Raw genomic sequence first — 17,759 nt, 5'->3', positions numbered from 1 at the left:
CCCTTTATCATCATGCGTTTCTATAGCAGTATTTGAATACTGAAAGCCTCTGCCGTACTTGCCATGATATGTCGTACATTTCCATGTTTCAGCGGCTGAATCGTCAATCAAGAATGTAGTAGAGCTTTGTTATACTCCGTTCAATTAGTGATTTTATCTTTTTATTTTCCCATCTATAAACTCGTTTAATTATTCATCGAGATCAGATTGTAGTTTTAGGAAAAGGTTTAATTAACCCAAGTAACAATACTCTAACCAATATCTAACCATTTCTTTTAAATTTGGCATGTTTCCATGAAAGTGTCACTTTTTATTAATTATTATTACTATATTGACACTTTTACGTATAGACTATTGTTTATAATGTATTAAAATGTGCTACATGTTAAAAAAAGAAAACAAATTTAGGATTGTAAATTGTTTAAAGCTTTTAGCTATAAAGCAAAAGAAGTTCAAAAGTTAAAAGACGTTGTAATAATTAATCCATGTATTATTTGGGTCCTTAGTGGTATGAAAAATATATCTCTTGGTCGGTATAAATATAACCTGAAAAATGGGGATGCAATACTTCTTGGGGCTAATAGTAAACTGAATTTTGAAAATATCCCTATAAACGGTTTGTTTTTTTCTAAGCAAATAATATTTTTTAAACCACCAAAAGTTGAGTTATTTAAACAAACAGTAAAAAATTTTGAAGTTTCTAAATATAGAAATATTAAACTAGATTATCAACTAAAAATGACTTTAGACTTACTTCATCAATCTGATGTTATTTTAAAGAATATAAATACAAGACATATGTGGTTAGATGGATTATATCTATTATTAGCAGAGGAATATTATCTTCAAGTACTATTTTTATCTTCTGAAGGCAGTTTTAATGAAAAAGTGTATGAAGTTTTAGAAAAGATGCAACCTAGTGATCATAAAATAGAAAATGTATGTTCAATTTTAGGTGTAAGTAAAGCAACACTTATTAGACGATTGAAGAAAGCTGGAACTCAATTTAAGAAAATAGTAAGACAAGTTAGAATGAATAAAGCCTTATTTCTTATGCAAAAAAGAGAGCTTCTTTTAGAAGATATATCTTTTTCTTGTGGTTATCAATCAGTAGAACTTTTAGTCGTGTATTTTAAAGAGGAGTTTGGCATCACACCAAAAGAATATTCCATTTCTTTCAAAGATGTTCAAATGTAATTAACGTTAATTTTTAATTAGATAAATGAATTTAAATGAATTTAAATGAAGCAGAAATGGTATATCAACCTAAAATAAGAAGAAATAAATTAGTATCAATAGAAGCATTATTAAGACCTAAAAATTGTTTAGATGTAGAGAATTTCGTTAAAAATTATAAGTCACCAGTTCATTTGGATTCTAAAGTATTAGAGTTAGTTTATTCTGATGTTATTGATACTAATATAAATTATCCTGTTTCTATAAATGCATCTTACTTTAGTTTAATAAGCAATGAGTTTATTAATAAAGTTATTGCTTTGTTTAAGGGATTTAATATTACGATAGAGTTAACCGAGCATTTTGATATTAAAAATATTGAAAAGCTTAAAATGAATATTGAGATATTAAGATGTAATAAAATTAACGTTTCGTTAGATGATTTTGGAAAAGAGTTCTCTAGAGCGAAATTATTAAGTGAAATTAAGTTTAATGAAGTTAAGATAGATAAATCGATTATAGATTATATAGATAAAGACTATCATTCATATAAACATCTTGTTTTTTTGTCTGAAAAAATAAAGACATTTGGGACTAATAATATTGTTTATGAAGGAATAGAAAGATTATCACAGTTTCAATTAATTAATTTATTTGATAATAATGCAATACTTCAAGGTTATTATTATTCAAAGCCTATTAGTCTGAAAGAAATAATTGATAATAATTATGAGATTGATCATGATGAGTTGATTTCGATTAAATCAAATTTATTTGATGAAATTGAAATTGAGATTTATAAAATTATTCTTTCTAATGGGGGTAGTGAATCTGAAATAATTAACAATAAAATAAAAAAAATGGACGTTATAGGGAATATTTATAACGAGGACTATAATAAAACAATTTCTAATTTTAAATCTATTTATTATAAAGATAAAATAAAGTAATCTCTATTAAATATAGGTATTTTTTAATATAAACGCAATTGATGTAAAAGTAATGTAATCTAATTAGGATAAAGATATAAATGAACAAAATAACATTGAAGATATTTTTCAACTTAATGATAGGTATAATAATATTAATATCTACTTCATCGGTTTTGATTTTTAATATAACCTCTATTGAAGTAAAAGAGAAAGAAAAATATTTACAAGAACAAATAATTGGTTCACTTAACAGTATTAATAGAATAAATGGATTGATTAATGAAATGAGAAAGAATGATCTTCTTATTTTTAGTAAAATAAATTTGGAAGTTGCAGAAAAAAGACGGGGAGGTATTAATGAACAGCTAGAAAAAGAACTTAATATATATGGTGGACTTGATGCTAATGAAGCCGATATTAAAGCGTTCGGTCAATTGAAAATAACAATCAAAAAATACAATGATACATTAACATTTGATATGGTTGATTATGAAGATAGTACATTGCTTATTCTTAATGTTCTTAGTTTAACGGATGAATTGACAGCTATAAATAATGGGTATGTTTCTGATTACATGATGGGGATGGAAAAGAACCTTAATGATAATATAAAGTATATATCAATTTTTTTCTTGGTAACATTAATTGCTAGTATCATTTTTACGATAAGAATGATGCGAGACATTAATATAAGAATAAAACTTATCAATGATGCAATAAAGAGATTTGTGAGCCTAGATATTAGAACTGGCGAACTATGTCATTTCATTGATACACCGAAATTTAAAAATGATGAAATAGGTTCTATTATGCTTAATCTAAAAGCATTTAGAATAAAAATAACAGAAGTATTAACTTTAATTAGCAGTTCTGTAGATAACAATAAGATTGGTGTTGATAAAATTGGAGGTTCTTTAGCTGATAATAAAAATTTCATGGTTGTGCAATTTGACAATATGAGTCAGTTAGTAACTGCAATTAACGAACTTCAATGTGCAGCAATGGAAGTTGCTAGTAATATTAACCAGTCCGCAGGGTTAACACAAGAATCATCACAGCAATGTATTGAAACAAAAGATGTAATTCAAGGAACAAAAACAGCAATTAATAATACAAGCGAAAGTCTTGATGAGTGCAATACTATTGCTGAACTTCTTCAAAAAGATAGTGAACAAATTGCCTCTGTTTTGGTCTTGATAAGAAATATTGCAGATCAAACTAATTTACTCGCTTTGAATGCAGCAATTGAAGCAGCACGAGCTGGTGAATCAGGTCGTGGTTTTGCAGTTGTAGCTGATGAAGTTCGCATGCTAGCGCAGAAGACTCAAGAATCCACAATTAAAATTGAAAGCATTATTTCTGTACTACAAGAAAGAACGACAGGTGTACAAGAAAAAATTAACGATAGTAACTTATTGATGAATAGCTGTGTTGAACAAATTAATGATGCTGAAAGTTATATTGAAAATGTATCAAATAACCTTGTTGCTTTATCTGAAATGGGACACCAAATTGCAACTGCCTCAGAAGAGCAAACTTCAGTTATCAATGAAATCAACGTAAATGCAGTTGCTGTTAACGATATTACTACTGAAAGCGTAAATTTATCAGAAAGTGTTATTACTGAGATTATTAGTATAAATAAGGATATCTTAAGTACAAAAGATATGATTGTTAATTTTAAAATAGATAGAACAACATATACTTAAATTTATTTAGGAAAGTTCATAAGATGAATCTAGAAAAAGAAATACTTTCCTCTCTTAAAGTGGAGCTGATATGGAATGGCGTTAAAACAGAAGTTTTACTTCCTTTATCTAAATTAGATTTAATATGTATTCATAACAAAGAGTATGATGAGATAAACATTTGTATGTTTAATCTTGTAAATAATGGAAGTGTATTTTGTATAAATGAAAAATATCATATAAATATGAGGTATAAATAAATATTTTGAGGGTAACTATTACCCTCAAGTAAACAAATATCTAATATAGTCTTAATTGTATTTTAACCGTGACACCTTTGTTTTTAGTGAGATTGTATATTAAATTTGTTAGTTATAGAGTAAAATAATCATCTTTCTATATAACATAGATGATTAAACGGAAAACAAATTATGGATAGTCTTTCAAAATTAACAATTAGAACCAGGCTTATTATTGGCTTTGGCATAACTTTATTTTTAATGTTGTTATTAACTGTTTTAGGAATACAAAAAGTTAATACTATCGATCATACATTAACTGAAATGACGGATGTAAACTCAGTTAAACAGCGTTATGCCATCAATTACCGTGGTAGTGTTCATGACCGTGCTATAGCGATTAGAGATATTGCCATAGCACGAACGCCACAAGAGATATACAAACTAGAACAAGAAATTAATAAATTAAAAGAATTCTACCTTCAATCTGAAACTAAGATGAATGAAATACACTCACAAGGTGTAGTATTTACAGCAAAAGAACAAAGTATTTTAGCTGAGATTAATAAAATTCAAAAGCAAACACTCCCTCTTGTTGATCGTATTATTAACGATAAAAAATCAGACTCTGTAATGACAGATACCATCCTTGACTCTGCACGCCCTGCCTTTATTCAATGGTTGAAAGTAATTAATGAGTTTATTGACTATCAGGAAGAGCATAATCAGGTTTTAACTTTTGAAGCCAGAAATGTCGCCGGGGGTTTTCAACAGCTAATGTTATTACTTAGTGCTTTTGCTTTAACTATGTCTTTACTTATTGGTTTTATTATTGAGCGCAGTTTTAGAATATCTTTAGGTGGTGAACCATGGGAATTGTCTGAGATGATTAAAAAAATATCAGAGGGCAATTTATCTCAAGATTTTAATCATTCGTCGAACGCTGTAGGCATATATCATTCTTTAATTATTTTGAACAAAAAAGTTGGAGCTGCAATTAGAAATAGTAGTGACATATCAACTCATGTAGCTACTTCATCTGAGCAATTAACTATTGTTATGCAAAATACGGCAAGTAATGCTCAATATGAATTAGCACAAGTCGAAGAAATTTCACATGCAATCAGTGAGTTGTCGACAACTTCAAGAGAGGTGACTTCTAATGCTGTTCACGCTGAAGAAGAAGTCAGTAAAGCAATTGATAGTGTATCCCAAGGAAATAAAACATTAGATGAATCGATTTTATTAACACAAAAAATTAATGAATCAGTACAACAAACAGCCAGTATGATTGCGGAGTTAAAAACTAATGCAATGGATATTGGTGAAGTGACAGCTGTTATTAGTTCTATTTCTGATCAAACTAATTTATTAGCGTTAAATGCCGCGATTGAAGCTGCTCGTGCTGGTGAATATGGCCGTGGTTTTGCTGTTGTAGCAGATGAAGTTCGTAACCTTGCTTCTAAAACTCAAGAATCAACACAAAGTATTCAAGAAATTATTGCTCAATTGCAAGCTCAATCTGAAAGAGCAAACGATAATATGATAAGTAATGTAGAGCTTATCCAAGAGTTAGTTGCTCTATCTGAAAACGTTAAATCATCTTTTGGTTATATTGAGAATTCAGTTCAATCAATTTCCAAAATGAATGCTTTGGTAGCAAGTACGTCTCAAGAACAATTCACTCTTACAGAAAGAATTGGACTTAATGTTAGTAATACATTTGATTTAGTGAATCAGAATGTGGCGGCTATTAATCAAACGCAACAATCAGCTAAAGAATTGTCACAATTAGCTGTATCACAAAAGAAAGAATTAGAATTTTTCAAAGTGTAATTAGCCGTATTATAAAAAAGCTCTTATAACTTTAGTTACAAGAGCTTTTATCCTAAATAGCATTAAATTTTTAATGATTTAATGCTATTTAAAAGTTCATTAGGATTCCTAATCTTATGAAGATTCAATATTAAAAATTGACCTATAATAAGAGATAATCGTTGTGAGTACTCCAAATCGATAGGAGATTTAATTATATCAAAATCACTAACTTTAGCTACGCCGATAGTCCTTCGGACCATTTCTGTACCCGCATATCCTAAAGTATCTTTCCAAACATTATTTAAGAATGAATCTATGACTGCTTCGTTTGATTGGGTCGTTGCTTTGTTCTTAAATTTATGGCTAAAAGTTTGCCATAGTATAACTATTTCAGTAAGAGAGTGAATATGGGAATTATCTTGATTGTTAATTTTAGTGCAATAACTTAAAAATAAATTCCCAATCAATGAACCAATATCAAAACCAATAGGACCAAAAAAAGCAAACTCTGCATCTATTAATTTACATTCTTTTTCTGACACCATAATAGAACCAGTATGAAAATCTCCATGTAATAATACCTCTGTATTGTAATTAAATTTATGCTCTAATGAAGTAATTTCTTTTCTTAACTCATCATGATTCCAAAGCGTTATTACTAAATCCATTATTTTTGGGTTTATATTATTTCGATCACAATCATAGTATGGGTCAGAAAAGAAAACTTCTGCTGTAGTTGCACACATCGCTGGGGAGTTAAATGTTTTTTTTAGTTGCTCTTTATCTTTAGTTGATAAATAAAAATCTGAGCTATGGTAATAAATATCAGCTATACAGGAGCCTATATGGTGAGCCCTAGATGTGAATGATTTATTATCAATCAAAACTTGTCGCCAAATCTTAAAGTTAGATAAGTCCTCCATTATGATAGCTGATAATTTTTCATCAAAGTGTAATACTGACACGATATTTTTTTCACTGTATTTTTTAAAATAGCAGAGAGCATTGAACTCAATTTTTATTCTATCTTGGGTAAGAGGCCAGCCTTCGCCCATAATTCTAATATAAGGCGGCGCTTGTTTGACTATATAGCTTTTTTTATTTGTAGGATCCGAAATACGATAAACTATATTTAGATTTCCGTCACTGATTTCTTCAACGTTCATTAATGATGGTAGTGATACATTGGGTATATTATTAGTAACAAATAATATAGCGTGTTTCTTACTTAATGGGATGAATTTATTCATTAATTATTAAATCTTCTTCGTTGTGTTTAATCGGATCGCTTGAGCAATTGTAAAGTCAGGGCCATCAATAAAGCGAGAATAATAAGATGACGATGCCGGAGAGCCTGAGGGCCAATGGTGAATAAACCAATCATCCCATTCTGAGTTCCAATCAATTGCTATTGCGTCTATATAACAATCTTTCAATTTAGTTCCATAGAGGGTAGGGAGGTTAGTTTTATAGGTACTAATTCGAGTAATGATACCGGATAGATTTTTTTTAAAATTTGGCATTCCTGCTGAACCATTATTAACGACTAGACGATCGTCAAAATCTTGTATAAATGGTAGGCAAGTATGACTACAAGCAAAAACATCTGCCTCAGTTTGAGTGAACCATGATGATATACATTTATTATTTTGTCCGATAGGTGGCATTGCATCTATTCCTAAGCCCCAACCAGCAATAGAATCTGGATCACCATGTAATGCAGTGATTTTTAACTCACCAACAGATACATTGAGAAAGCTTGGTAACTCAGCTAATTTTGCAATTATTTCTTGATTATAAGCTGCGATTTTTTGTAATTTTTTTATTATATTATTCGAATGGGTTACCGTTTGATCTAAAATAGAGTCTGGGTAGGCGCAACCACAACCAGCCCCTTGTGTTGGTGTCGCTATCTCACATTCAACATTTCCTTTTAATGCTAAGTGCTTAAACACTTCTTGGTTAATCGATTTAAATGTTTCTCTCGTAGAGTTTAGCCAATTGAAATCCCCATTAAATAGTAAAGTGATCGTCGAGTTATTTTCTGCTTCTTCTTGCCTCTTTCGTTGCAAAATCGTATTGAGAGCTGCCCAGTTTCCGTATAAACCCCCAATAATATAGATAGTTTCACAAGAAGTTGATGTTGATTCTTTTATGTCCTTTAAATTAATTCGATAATTTAAAGGACATATTCTACCTGCTGTCATCAATTGACCCTCGTTAATCTTTCATTTTTAATGCCTAGAGAAAAAATAATAAGTCCAAATAATATAATAAATGCAGTTATAATTAGTAATTTGCTATAACTATGTGTAACACCAAAGATTGATTCAATTAAATTTATATATCCATTTTTCTCAAAGTAATATAGCGCTGCACCTATTATAGATACTATAAAATTAGTGATAAAACACCAAGTTGCAACACGTATTTTACCAAAAAGATTAAAAATAATAACAGGAGTTAAGGTGAGTGAAATTGTTCCGCTAATAGCAACAGCATCGTAAAGATCATTATTACCAAAAAAAACTAATATTAATCCGCCTATAGCAAAAAGCATCATGGTTAATCGACCTTTTAGTATGGAAATATTATTTTTTCCTATATCGACGACAATAAGTTTTGCTGCGCTAGAGAATGTTGAATCCATAGTTGAAGCGGCTGAAATGGTAAGTGCGATGGCAATGATAAACATCATTGGTGTACCAAATAAATCTTGTAGTGCAGGTAATACTCCGGAGGTGATTCCTGATGTTGTTTTAGCAAATACACCAAGTAAACCAAAGGCGAAAATTAATATAGTAGATAGAATAAAAGCATATATAAAACTTTTTTTCGTTGTTTTTATATTAGCGATGAACCCACGGTCCATCATTACAGGATCATGCATCGGATAACTAAGTACTTGTAATAGAGCAATAACAAATAAAATCCACCCAGGATTATCAATTTTAGGACTACTAGTTAAAATAGCATGAACATCAAATAATGGATGGAAAGCAAGGGCTACCGTTAATGTGATAATTGAAATTATTAATATAGCCGTTTGAAACACATCAGTTTTTAAGGAGGCTCTTAGACCACCATTCATAGAGTAAAATAGTGTTATTGCTGATACTATTATAATTGACCAAGTATAAGATGAAGATCCAATACTGCCAAAAACAATACCGATAACAAGTAAATTAGCAAAAACTTCTGTCAGTAGACGCATTGATATTAATGCGTTATAACAATGTTCACCCCATCGGCCAAATTGCTGATGTAAGAAGCTTTGAATACTAGATACATGATGATGTTGTCTAAGGCTATTAATGATCAGCCATCCGGTAATGAATGAACCGTAATAAGTACTATATGCAATAACTCCTGATATTCCAAATAAATACCCCAAGCTAATTGCATTAAGTAATGAACGAGCAAATATCCAAGTGGTTACTTGTGAAAATGTAAGTGTTAATAGATTAGGCTCTTTTCCTTTTGAACTAATGCCTGAAAAAAATCCTTCTACTGTTTTAGCTCTTGATGAGATATATAAACTAATGAGTGCAATAATTGATAAGATAATGGTTAAATAACCGATATGGATATTAAACATAAAATTCCCTTTGTATTTTAGCAATGGTTATTTGATAGAATTAGTTAAAACCCCAGCTCTTTGGTAGCCACTTTAGATCATCAATAATGTCAATATCATGTAATTCTTTAAGTTTAGTTACTGACCAGTTGAGGGACTTTATTCGTTGCTCAGTTAGTGCGTAAACTTGATTAGTACTCCAGGGGATATGATTAAAAAGTGAATCATGATGCTTAGTTAATCCAAGTAAAGAGTAACCACCATCACTGACTGGAACTAGACATGAATCTGAATTGTGTAATGAATGAGCTGCAGATTGTAAAATATCACGTGTTAGAGCAGGGCAATCTGTCCCAATTATTATGTATGTTGAATAATCATGAGTTGCCTTTCTTGAAACAGAGGTTAGGCGTTCTCCTAGATTTCCTTCTCTTTGAAGGCTCCATTTTACTGTTGGTGGAATTGAAAATAGTTTCCAACAAGATGAATTTAAACTAGGTGTTACGCATAATTCTATTGGACCTATATCTGATGAAATCGCTTCATTTATAGTATGTCGAAATAACATTTTGGCTAAACGCCCTGAGTTTTCCATTCCTATTGAAGGAATTAAACGTGTTTTTGCCATACCAGCAACCGGGGTTTTAGCCATAATTATAATTTTAGTTTCGTTCATCTATATTCCTTTGCGAGAGATTTTGCTGATGAGCCTAGCCAATAGAGTAGACGGAGCTTCCACATCAGAAATATCGTGTTCCAAACTCCATTATTTTCCCACCTTCGGCCTGATGTTGTTACGTGCTTTTTTAGGCAAATAGGAGTAGATATCCGGCAAAGTTTTTTAGATAATTCGATATCCTCCATTAAAGGTTGTTCGACAAAATGGCCAATTTCATTAAAACTACTTCTTCGAACAAAGATAGCTTGATCCCCTGTTGCAATCCCAGTTAAAGCAGAACGAAAATTGATCATTACTGAAACAAGACGGAGTATTTTAAGGTTACTATTAATTTTTATATTAAATCGACCCCATATTTTTTTTCTTTTTTTTAATGCCGCGATTATTACATCATCAGCATCTTTAGGCAGTTGGGTATCGGCATGAAGAAATAATAAGATAGAACGAGAGCTGTATAATGCTCCTATATTCATTTGGGTAGATCTGTTTTTTGGTGATGAAATTACGGTTAGCCCTTTTGAATTTAAATATGAAACTGAACCATCTTGACTACCACCATCAACAATAATTATTTCACAGCCTCGATCTTGCCAATAATTGAGGTGTTCAATTAAAGTATTTAAATTTCTCTTTTCATTTAGTATTGGGACTATAATAGATAATTCTTTTATAATTTTACTCATAATGCTCCGCCACAACTGCTTCCTTGTCCTGCAGTGCAAGCAAAGCAATGATCTGCTACACAAATAGGGGAGTTTTCCATTGGGGAATTTATTAATGATGTTAAATGCGCTTGAGTATTTTTACCTAAGTTCATATTAAGTTGTTGATTAAAATCACAATCATATAAATAACCTTGCCAATCTACACTAACGGTTGTTCGACACATTAGATTTTCTAAGTTTGCTTTATTAAAGTTGTTTATAAGTAAATTCAAGTAAGAGGTAAATTGACCTTTTGACTTTAATTGATAACCAAACCTTTTTATTGGTACATTTGTTATTGTGTATAACTCATTAAAAGAAATAGAGAATAATTCAAAAAGTTCTTTTTTATAATCTTGTTCTAGTTGTAATTGTGAAGGAGGTAAATTAGTTCCTTGAGGATTAAAAACAAGATTAAGCTTAAGCGGAGAGTTGTGATGTCCATAACCTAGAGAATTAAGTTTTTTTAATGCTTCGATACTCTTATCAAATGTGCCTTTTCCTCTTTGCTTATCGACATTATTTATTGAATAACATGGCAAAGATGCAATTATTTCCACATTATGTTGAGCCAGAAACTCTGCAAGATCTTCTTGATTTTCTTCATATAAGATAGTGAGGTTACATCGATCAATGACATGAATATCGGCTTTAAATGCTTCTTTAACTAGATACCGAAAATCTTCATGTAATTCTGGAGCACCACCGGTTAAATCAAGCGTCTTAATATTATGATACTTAATTACAGGTAATATAAGATCGATGTTCTTACGAGACATCATTTCTTTCCTATTTGGACCTGCATCTACATGACAATGACGACAAGTCATATTGCATTTATAACCTAAATTTACTTGTAAAGTATCTAGTCCTTTTCTTTCTATTTGTGGAAAATTAAATTTTTGTAAATCATTTGGTAAGATAAAATTCATAAAAACCTTATGTAATATATATTTAAATAATAGGGTGATGTTATTTTTTTATCTTAAAGGTCCATATGTCATATTCTCTTAATATATATAGTGTCAAACAAGCTGCAAGCATTGGCCATGCGGTAAAAAACAATAAATTATTAAGAGGGTCAAAATATTTCAAATACGATGAAAATGTGGAGCCCATATGGAAGATAAGTACGATTAAATAAGTGATATTTTTCCATATACCTAAAAGAAAAATGGCAATAAATATAAGCTGACTGATCCCCATTAAAATAGATATATCTGTTGATAAGCTCAGCCCATAAAAATTTGAGAACACACTCAATGCATGTTCTGGAGCTACGACTTTATCAATGGCCCAAACAGTAAAAACTAAGGCAATAGTTATGCGCAAAGTTAATAAACTAATAGCTAATCTTCGAGTTAAATTTAAAGCATCAGAATGAATCATGTATTGAATGTCCTTATTGGTTTTTTTCAGAATTTTTTGCTTAAAATTCCAGATATAAACTAAACTGTTTAGTTTAATTTATATCTTATTTAGGTTTAGTCAAGGTTTTTAACCTTAACTCATATAATTAAAAGAAATAGATTTAGTGTTCTATGATTTAACGATAGTTAATCAGTAAATTTATAGACAATACCTAAGCTAAATGACCAACCTAAATCACGTTGAATTAAGGGGCTATCAGAATCATGGTGCTCTAGTTCCAATTTCGTTAAGCCTAGCCAGTCTGGTGTGAACGAGTAGATACCAATAATACCGGTTTGATATACCCAGGTGCTGTTGGCGCTAAATTCAGTTAAAGTTGAATTTAGTGCTTCTTGGTAAGTTATAGAGTAGAGATGTCGAGATAAATTTTTATCTCGATAATCAATTTCTAAGTATGGTGTTAAAGTGAAATTTTCAATTGGTATATCGAATGTACGGCCTAAATGAAGCTGTATTTCGTAACCTCTATGTATATTAGTCACATCATGTAAATAGGTTAAGCGGGCACCAACTGTACCAATAGAGAGCCCTAACTCGCCATTTTCATTACGGTTATTTATACCTAATGGCATGACATCTGAATGTTCTGAAAATCGCCATTGGCCAGTTAAACCAAGGTAGGGAAGTAAGGCGATATTAGCTAAGCTGCCATCAATAAAACCGTTTTTACTATTGTAAAATAGACTTGGTTCAACGCTTAAATTTTGATCATTAGGAGCAGAAAAAACCGATTGTCCGTGCACACTACTAAATCCAAGAAAACCAAAATTATTGTATTGAGCTTGAGCTTGGGTTGAAGTGAATGATGTGTATATAATAGAAAAAATAAATAATATTTTTTGATTCATATTCTTTTATTAAACCAATATAAATAATGGGTAACTGATTAACATGTGTTGTTATGACTGATGACATGTCCAGATAAATTCAATTCGAATTCCACTTGGGTCATAACACATCATATGTGTACTAGGACCTATTTGAAGAGGTTCAGGTGAGAATTCAATTAATGTCCCCGCATTTAATAATCGTTTATAAATTGTAATGAGTATATCTTCACTTTCGACTGATAGTGCTAAATGATGGAGTCCAACATTATTTTTTCTATCAAACTTGATTGAACTATCAGACTTTACTGACCAGAGTGTCAGCATAATAGAACCATCGCTGATAAATATTGCAGGGTAATTCATATCTCTTTTTACTTCTTGCCATCCTAATAGTTCAGTAAAAAATTGTGCACTTTCTTCTAGCTTTGATACTGACAAACCAACATGGTGGATCCCACTCGTTAATCCTTTCATTAAATATCCTTATTTTTTATATGAGTAAAATTATAATCTCATTTATTAAAAATGGATTTACATTAAACATAAACTAAACCGTTTAGTTTATGTTTGCAAGTTGATAATGAATGCTTGATCGAGTTAGATTTACTATTAATATTTTATTGTGTCATTAAGTATCAAAATAACGAAATTAACTCAATACTTGATACTTAATGTTCACTATTGTGTAGGGGTATAGTTAAAATAATTGTTATATTTATACTTAATTGGAAATGGAAATGAAAAAAATTGCGGTAATTTTATCTGGTTGTGGAGTGTTTGATGGGTCGGAGATTCATGAGGTAGTACTATCGTTGTTGGCCATAGAGCATAATGGTGCTGAGTGGGTCTGTTTTGCGCCGAATATTTATCAACATCATGCATTGGAGCATTCAACGGGTACTGAGCATATAGACTCTCGACATGTTATGGAAGAATCTTCACGTTTATCTCGAGGAGAAATCTCAGATGTTGCTACACTTGATGCGAATGATTTCGATGCACTTATTGTCCCTGGTGGTTTTGGGGCGGCCAAAAATCTTTCCAATTTTGCTTTAGACTCAGCAATGTTTGAAATTAATCCTCATGTATTAAAAGCCTGTAAATCATTTAAGAAGGCTACAAAACCAACTGGGTTCATGTGTATCTCTCCTGTAATGCTACCTGCAATTTATGGAAAGGGGGTTAAATGTACAATTGGTAATGATACTAAAGTCGCCGATTTTATAGAATCACAAGGAGGTAAACATGTAAATTGTATGGCTCAAGATATTATTTGGGATGATATAAATAAAGTAGGAACAACACCAGCTTATATGACAGCAAAAAATATGCTTGAAGTACAGAAAGGGATTTCAAAGTTAATTGAAAAAGTGATATCCGAAAGCTGATTATCATGAAGATCTGATATAAATTTCTATTATAATCTTAGAATTAGTTACAGTGTAGCGTTACTAATGTTACTAATGTTTCTAATATTAACTACAATCTTATCTAAGTAACACCAGAAGTAACACCAGAAGTAACACTTTTAAAGTCTACTTTAAATAATTTGTTTTTAATCAAATGGATGGGTTGTATAATCGAGTCCAGTAGCGGCACCACATTATACGAAAGAGCCCACCTAGTGTGAGCTTTTTTGTGCCTGTAATTCCTTGTTAAGTTTAAATCAACATGACGTCTGCTGTGAGATAAAAATCATACTAACTTTTCTTTGGTTAATTCACCTATGCATTCAGTAAAAATGCACTTGAATTCTACGTTATTATTTTAAAAGTTTTTTGAAATGATGAGATTAAGATGAAAGCGTGGGATGAAAAAGCAGGAGACTTTGTAGATCTTGATAAACTAGAAGCAAAGCCGCAACCAAAATATGTACAAGCTTATTATAAACCTGTTGAAGATGGCTTTCTTACGCCAGAGCAAAAGACTCAACAAGAGCTGCCTCATAATGAACCTGTAGCAGAAAAAAGCACACCCGTTGCAGCCTATGAATACAATATTGAAATAGCGTGTGCGCAAGAAGATATTGTGACTTATCAGATAGGTGCCTTTTCTCTTGGGAAAACGAACGATGAACCAGTAATCAGTGCGTGGCAAAAATCCGCATCTCAAACTGGATTTACCTTATTAACGGCTTCAGTCATGGTTAATGAGCCTAAAGCGCTTTATCGAGAGTTTTTTCAATCAAGTGGTAGTGCACTTGCATTCCAAGACGTTAATCCAGTTAAAAAAGGCTCGGGGACGCATACCGAATCTTTTGTTCCTATTAAAACCGCTGTTCAAGTGGGAGAACAGCTTGGTTGGCCAACTATCGGATTTTATTACCATTTTATTGATGATAAATTAACACATGAATATCAAATTGTAGGTAACGACGCATCTACTTTTTTCGCCACTCAATCAAGTGCAGAGCAATTAAGTTCATCGCTTTTATCTGATCATCAATACAATTTCATCCTTCTTCCTTGGAAGGTAAATAACGCGTCAGTGACAAGGCAGCATTTGTTGTATTTACCACAGAAAATGACGCGACAAGAGTTTGCAGAGCTAAACGCAACTTGGTTAGACGAAAACGCCTGTCTATTAGATGTAGAAACCATTGTTAAATCAACAAATGAAAATGCATTAGCTCGTGAAAAAACAGAGGGCGACGAAGTAACCTATGTAATTCAACCTAATGATTCATTATCAAAAATAGCTCATCAGCAAGGAATAACGCTTGAAAACCTTGTTGAATTAAACCCTCAATACAAAGGAAAAGAAGGGCAAATACAAATAGGCGATACGCTTATTATTGAATCGAATAAAGATGAATCAACCCACACTCCCGCGCATATCGTTGTCTTAAATGGAGATGGTAATAGAGAAACGTGGGATGAAATAGCCAAGCAACATTGCATGGCACCCAAAGAGCTACTTACTTTAAACTCGATGTTTGAAGATAATCCATCAGCGTTAAAAGTGGGTGATGAATTATGTATAAATGCCCCTCAACAAGCTCAAGATAAAGCGCAAAGAATAACCTTACCGCCCATTGTGTTAACGCATATAGGACAAGTATCAAGCTTTGTGAACAGCTTTAGTTCTATGAGTAAAAGACTATTAAACGCCTTTGTGGTGGCAGCATTAAGTGATAAAAATATTCCAGCCAATACACCCATTGTGAATGTAGGGAAGAAAACATTAAGATCAACCGAGTTATCCGCCTCTAATGACTTAGAGTTACTTGCCAACGGTAAGGGTGAGTTAGTTAAAATAAAAACAGAGAGCGAAAGTGTTAAAGCAATTCAAAAAGCACTATTAAAACTCAACTTTGACTTGGGAAGCGCAGGAGCAGATGGTAAGTTTGGATCTGGAACCGAAAGCGTGATAAAAACCTTTCAAAGTACCTATACATCAACAAATAAAATTCATGCAGATTACAAAATCGGCAGCGCTGATGGAATTGTAGGAAAGAATACCCTGCTAGCGTTAGATGAAGCGGTTGTTGGGCTGTGGGTTTATTCTCATAATGTACAGTTGGTTACATTCGAACAACTTAAGTCAATAATGGGAGGATTAGAAGATGAACGCGTAAATCTTTTTCTTGCTCCTATTAATACAACATTAAGAATGTTTAGTATAAATACACCTTTAAGGATTGTTCATTTTTTATCTCAAATTGCTCATGAAACCGGAAGCTTGAGGTATATGGAAGAGATTGGAAGTGGTGAAATTTATGAAAATCGTGCAGATCTTGGTAATATACAAAAAGGGGATGGTGTACGATTTAAGGGGAGAGGGTTATTACAACTGACCGGACGAGATAATTATACAAAATGTCAGTCTTATTTAACTCAATTAGATGACTATAAATCATTAGATATTACAAGCAGTACGGCATTAGCTAGTCAAGTATCAGAGAATATAGAGTTGGCTTGTTTAGTGTCTGGGTATTACTGGGGGTATATTAAACCTAAATTAAATCAATCAGCAGATCGTGATGATGTATTTTGGGTTTCTGTGTATATTAACGGTTGGGCTGTACAATCAAATCCTGTTTATCCTGATAGAAAGCGTGAACCGAATCATATGCAAGACCGAATTAATAAATTAAAGAATGCAAAAAAGGTTTTAGGAATATGAAAAAATTATCCATAAGTTCTTTACTCACAGCACTCTTGGTATCGTGCTCGGCTTTTTCTTATGAGACGAATATTGATAATGTAAAGTTTGAACAAGGAATGATCTTACTTTCTTTTTCTGATGGTAAAACTCAGCAATTAGAGTCAGAGGTTGAGCCTGATTTTCTTGATTACAAATACACTTTATTAGATGTGAATTTTGATGGTATAGAAGATCTGATTGTTACGGAACAAAATGGACGTAATAGTTTATCTATGGTTTATACATATAATCAGCATTTAGCGCAGGTTAATGAACACATTTATTTTGAAATAACAGGCTTAAGGGTTAATTCAGATAAGAGGTATATTTGTGGAATCAATCAGTTAAGCAGAGAAAATACTCAATTAGTTTATAAGTATTCAGAAAGTAAGTCCGACGTATTTAATTTTAATTATGTGTCAAATAAAGGGTATTCACTTATTCATAATGACAAAAAAGAGATTGATGAGAAAACGTTTAGTCAAATGCTAGATCAATGTGTTATGAATAAAAGTGTTTAGAGTTAGGTATTGTGGGTA

General features: G+C 31.6%; 17 protein-coding genes and 1 pseudogene. 8 read left to right on the top strand and 10 right to left on the bottom strand.

What is annotated here, in order from left to right; translation table 11 throughout:
- Positions 1–129: pseudogene (locus tag A6E04_RS21470) on the bottom strand (IS5/IS1182 family transposase); the annotation flags it as partial.
- A gap of 288 nt (positions 130–417) precedes the next feature.
- Between A6E04_RS21470 and A6E04_RS06095 the strand changes: the two are divergent.
- The 5 genes from A6E04_RS06095 to A6E04_RS06075 all read left to right on the top strand — a co-directional run bounded on the left by A6E04_RS06095 (position 418) and on the right by A6E04_RS06075 (position 5,871).
- Positions 418–1,197, top strand: coding sequence for an AraC family transcriptional regulator (locus A6E04_RS06095; protein ID WP_065610498.1), 780 nt, complete (start codon positions 418–420; stop codon positions 1,195–1,197).
- Between the two features lie 35 nt (positions 1,198–1,232).
- A complete protein-coding gene (locus A6E04_RS06090) occupies positions 1,233–2,126 on the top strand; it encodes an EAL domain-containing protein (RefSeq protein WP_065610497.1) in 894 nt (297 codons plus the stop codon).
- Positions 2,127–2,206: 80 nt separating this feature from the next.
- Complete coding sequence (locus A6E04_RS06085) at positions 2,207–3,817, top strand: methyl-accepting chemotaxis protein (RefSeq protein WP_083198921.1); 1,611 nt, start codon at positions 2,207–2,209, stop codon at positions 3,815–3,817.
- 23 nt (positions 3,818–3,840) lie between these two features.
- Positions 3,841–4,056, top strand: coding sequence for a hypothetical protein (locus A6E04_RS06080; RefSeq protein WP_065610492.1), 216 nt, complete (start codon positions 3,841–3,843; stop codon positions 4,054–4,056).
- 168 nt (positions 4,057–4,224) lie between these two features.
- The gene (locus A6E04_RS06075) at positions 4,225–5,871 is read left to right on the top strand and encodes a methyl-accepting chemotaxis protein (RefSeq protein WP_083198919.1); all 1,647 of its coding nucleotides are present in this window, start codon (positions 4,225–4,227) and stop codon (positions 5,869–5,871) included.
- A 62-nt stretch (positions 5,872–5,933) separates the two neighbouring features.
- Here A6E04_RS06075 and mtnK read toward each other — a convergent pair whose 3' ends face one another.
- The 9 genes from mtnK to A6E04_RS06030 form a co-directional block, all read right to left on the bottom strand.
- On the bottom strand, positions 5,934–7,103 hold the full coding sequence (gene mtnK, locus A6E04_RS06070; protein WP_065610490.1) for an S-methyl-5-thioribose kinase: 1,170 nt from the start codon (positions 7,101–7,103) through the stop codon (positions 5,934–5,936).
- Between the two features lie 6 nt (positions 7,104–7,109).
- Entirely contained in the window at positions 7,110–8,060 is a 951-nt protein-coding gene (locus A6E04_RS06065) for a metallophosphoesterase family protein (RefSeq protein ID WP_065610488.1), read from the bottom strand.
- Positions 8,060–9,451 carry a sodium:solute symporter family transporter gene (locus A6E04_RS06060; RefSeq protein WP_065610486.1) on the bottom strand — a complete coding sequence of 464 codons (1,392 nt, stop codon included), beginning with the start codon at positions 9,449–9,451 and terminating at the stop codon, positions 8,060–8,062. Before A6E04_RS06060 ends, A6E04_RS06065 begins: the two co-directional genes overlap by 1 nt.
- 40 nt (positions 9,452–9,491) lie before the next feature.
- Positions 9,492–10,106 carry a TIGR04282 family arsenosugar biosynthesis glycosyltransferase gene (locus A6E04_RS06055; RefSeq protein WP_065610484.1) on the bottom strand — a complete coding sequence of 205 codons (615 nt, stop codon included), beginning with the start codon at positions 10,104–10,106 and terminating at the stop codon, positions 9,492–9,494.
- Positions 10,103–10,792 (bottom strand): TIGR04283 family arsenosugar biosynthesis glycosyltransferase, encoded by a 690-nt coding sequence (locus tag A6E04_RS06050; protein WP_065610482.1) that lies wholly within the window; start codon positions 10,790–10,792, stop codon positions 10,103–10,105. Before A6E04_RS06050 ends, A6E04_RS06055 begins: the two co-directional genes overlap by 4 nt.
- The gene (gene arsS / locus A6E04_RS06045; RefSeq protein ID WP_065610480.1) at positions 10,789–11,745 is read right to left on the bottom strand and encodes an arsenosugar biosynthesis radical SAM (seleno)protein ArsS; all 957 of its coding nucleotides are present in this window, start codon (positions 11,743–11,745) and stop codon (positions 10,789–10,791) included. Before arsS ends, A6E04_RS06050 begins: the two co-directional genes overlap by 4 nt.
- 40 nt (positions 11,746–11,785) lie before the next feature.
- Positions 11,786–12,202, bottom strand: a complete 417-nt coding sequence (locus tag A6E04_RS06040; RefSeq protein WP_023603192.1) for a hypothetical protein — start codon at positions 12,200–12,202, stop codon at positions 11,786–11,788.
- Between the two features lie 167 nt (positions 12,203–12,369).
- Entirely contained in the window at positions 12,370–13,092 is a 723-nt protein-coding gene (locus A6E04_RS06035; RefSeq protein ID WP_065610478.1) for a MipA/OmpV family protein, read from the bottom strand.
- 51 nt (positions 13,093–13,143) lie between these two features.
- The gene (locus tag A6E04_RS06030) at positions 13,144–13,548 is read right to left on the bottom strand and encodes a VOC family protein (protein ID WP_023603194.1); all 405 of its coding nucleotides are present in this window, start codon (positions 13,546–13,548) and stop codon (positions 13,144–13,146) included.
- Positions 13,549–13,811: 263 nt separating this feature from the next.
- Here A6E04_RS06030 and elbB point away from each other — a divergent pair, with 263 nt between their 5' ends.
- The 3 genes from elbB (at position 13,812) to A6E04_RS06015 (ending at position 17,741) form a co-directional block, all read left to right on the top strand.
- Positions 13,812–14,462, top strand: coding sequence for an isoprenoid biosynthesis glyoxalase ElbB (gene elbB / locus A6E04_RS06025; RefSeq protein WP_023603195.1), 651 nt, complete (start codon positions 13,812–13,814; stop codon positions 14,460–14,462).
- 409 nt (positions 14,463–14,871) lie between these two features.
- On the top strand, positions 14,872–17,199 hold the full coding sequence (locus tag A6E04_RS06020; protein WP_065610476.1) for a LysM peptidoglycan-binding domain-containing protein: 2,328 nt from the start codon (positions 14,872–14,874) through the stop codon (positions 17,197–17,199).
- A complete protein-coding gene (locus A6E04_RS06015; RefSeq protein WP_065610474.1) occupies positions 17,196–17,741 on the top strand; it encodes a hypothetical protein in 546 nt (181 codons plus the stop codon). Before A6E04_RS06020 ends, A6E04_RS06015 begins: the two co-directional genes overlap by 4 nt.
- Positions 17,742–17,759: the final 18 nt, after the last annotated feature.

The sequence above is a fragment of the Aliivibrio logei genome (assembly GCF_001691055.1).
GTDB lineage: Bacteria > Pseudomonadota > Gammaproteobacteria > Enterobacterales > Vibrionaceae > Aliivibrio > Aliivibrio salmonicida.
This window is presented reverse-complemented; position numbering and strand designations above follow the sequence as displayed.

What these genes read in the sequence shown, in the direction of transcription:
- A6E04_RS06090 (WP_065610497.1), top strand. Translation starts at nt 1,233, where the DNA reads ATGAATTTAAATGAAGCAGAAATGGTATATCAACCTAAAATAAGAAGA.
- A6E04_RS06085 (WP_083198921.1), top strand. Translation starts at nt 2,207, where the DNA reads ATGAACAAAATAACATTGAAGATATTTTTCAACTTAATGATAGGTATA.
- A6E04_RS06080 (WP_065610492.1), top strand. Translation starts at nt 3,841, where the DNA reads ATGAATCTAGAAAAAGAAATACTTTCCTCTCTTAAAGTGGAGCTGATA.
- mtnK (WP_065610490.1), bottom strand. Translation starts at nt 7,103, where the DNA reads ATGAATAAATTCATCCCATTAAGTAAGAAACACGCTATATTATTTGTT.
- A6E04_RS06065 (WP_065610488.1), bottom strand. Translation starts at nt 8,060, where the DNA reads ATGACAGCAGGTAGAATATGTCCTTTAAATTATCGAATTAATTTAAAG.
- A6E04_RS06060 (WP_065610486.1), bottom strand. Translation starts at nt 9,451, where the DNA reads ATGTTTAATATCCATATCGGTTATTTAACCATTATCTTATCAATTATT.
- A6E04_RS06055 (WP_065610484.1), bottom strand. Translation starts at nt 10,106, where the DNA reads ATGAACGAAACTAAAATTATAATTATGGCTAAAACCCCGGTTGCTGGT.
- A6E04_RS06050 (WP_065610482.1), bottom strand. Translation starts at nt 10,792, where the DNA reads ATGAGTAAAATTATAAAAGAATTATCTATTATAGTCCCAATACTAAAT.
- arsS (WP_065610480.1), bottom strand. Translation starts at nt 11,745, where the DNA reads ATGAATTTTATCTTACCAAATGATTTACAAAAATTTAATTTTCCACAA.
- A6E04_RS06040 (WP_023603192.1), bottom strand. Translation starts at nt 12,202, where the DNA reads ATGATTCATTCTGATGCTTTAAATTTAACTCGAAGATTAGCTATTAGT.
- A6E04_RS06035 (WP_065610478.1), bottom strand. Translation starts at nt 13,092, where the DNA reads ATGAATCAAAAAATATTATTTATTTTTTCTATTATATACACATCATTC.
- A6E04_RS06030 (WP_023603194.1), bottom strand. Translation starts at nt 13,548, where the DNA reads ATGAAAGGATTAACGAGTGGGATCCACCATGTTGGTTTGTCAGTATCA.
- elbB (WP_023603195.1), top strand. Translation starts at nt 13,812, where the DNA reads ATGAAAAAAATTGCGGTAATTTTATCTGGTTGTGGAGTGTTTGATGGG.
- A6E04_RS06020 (WP_065610476.1), top strand. Translation starts at nt 14,872, where the DNA reads ATGAAAGCGTGGGATGAAAAAGCAGGAGACTTTGTAGATCTTGATAAA.
- A6E04_RS06015 (WP_065610474.1), top strand. Translation starts at nt 17,196, where the DNA reads ATGAAAAAATTATCCATAAGTTCTTTACTCACAGCACTCTTGGTATCG.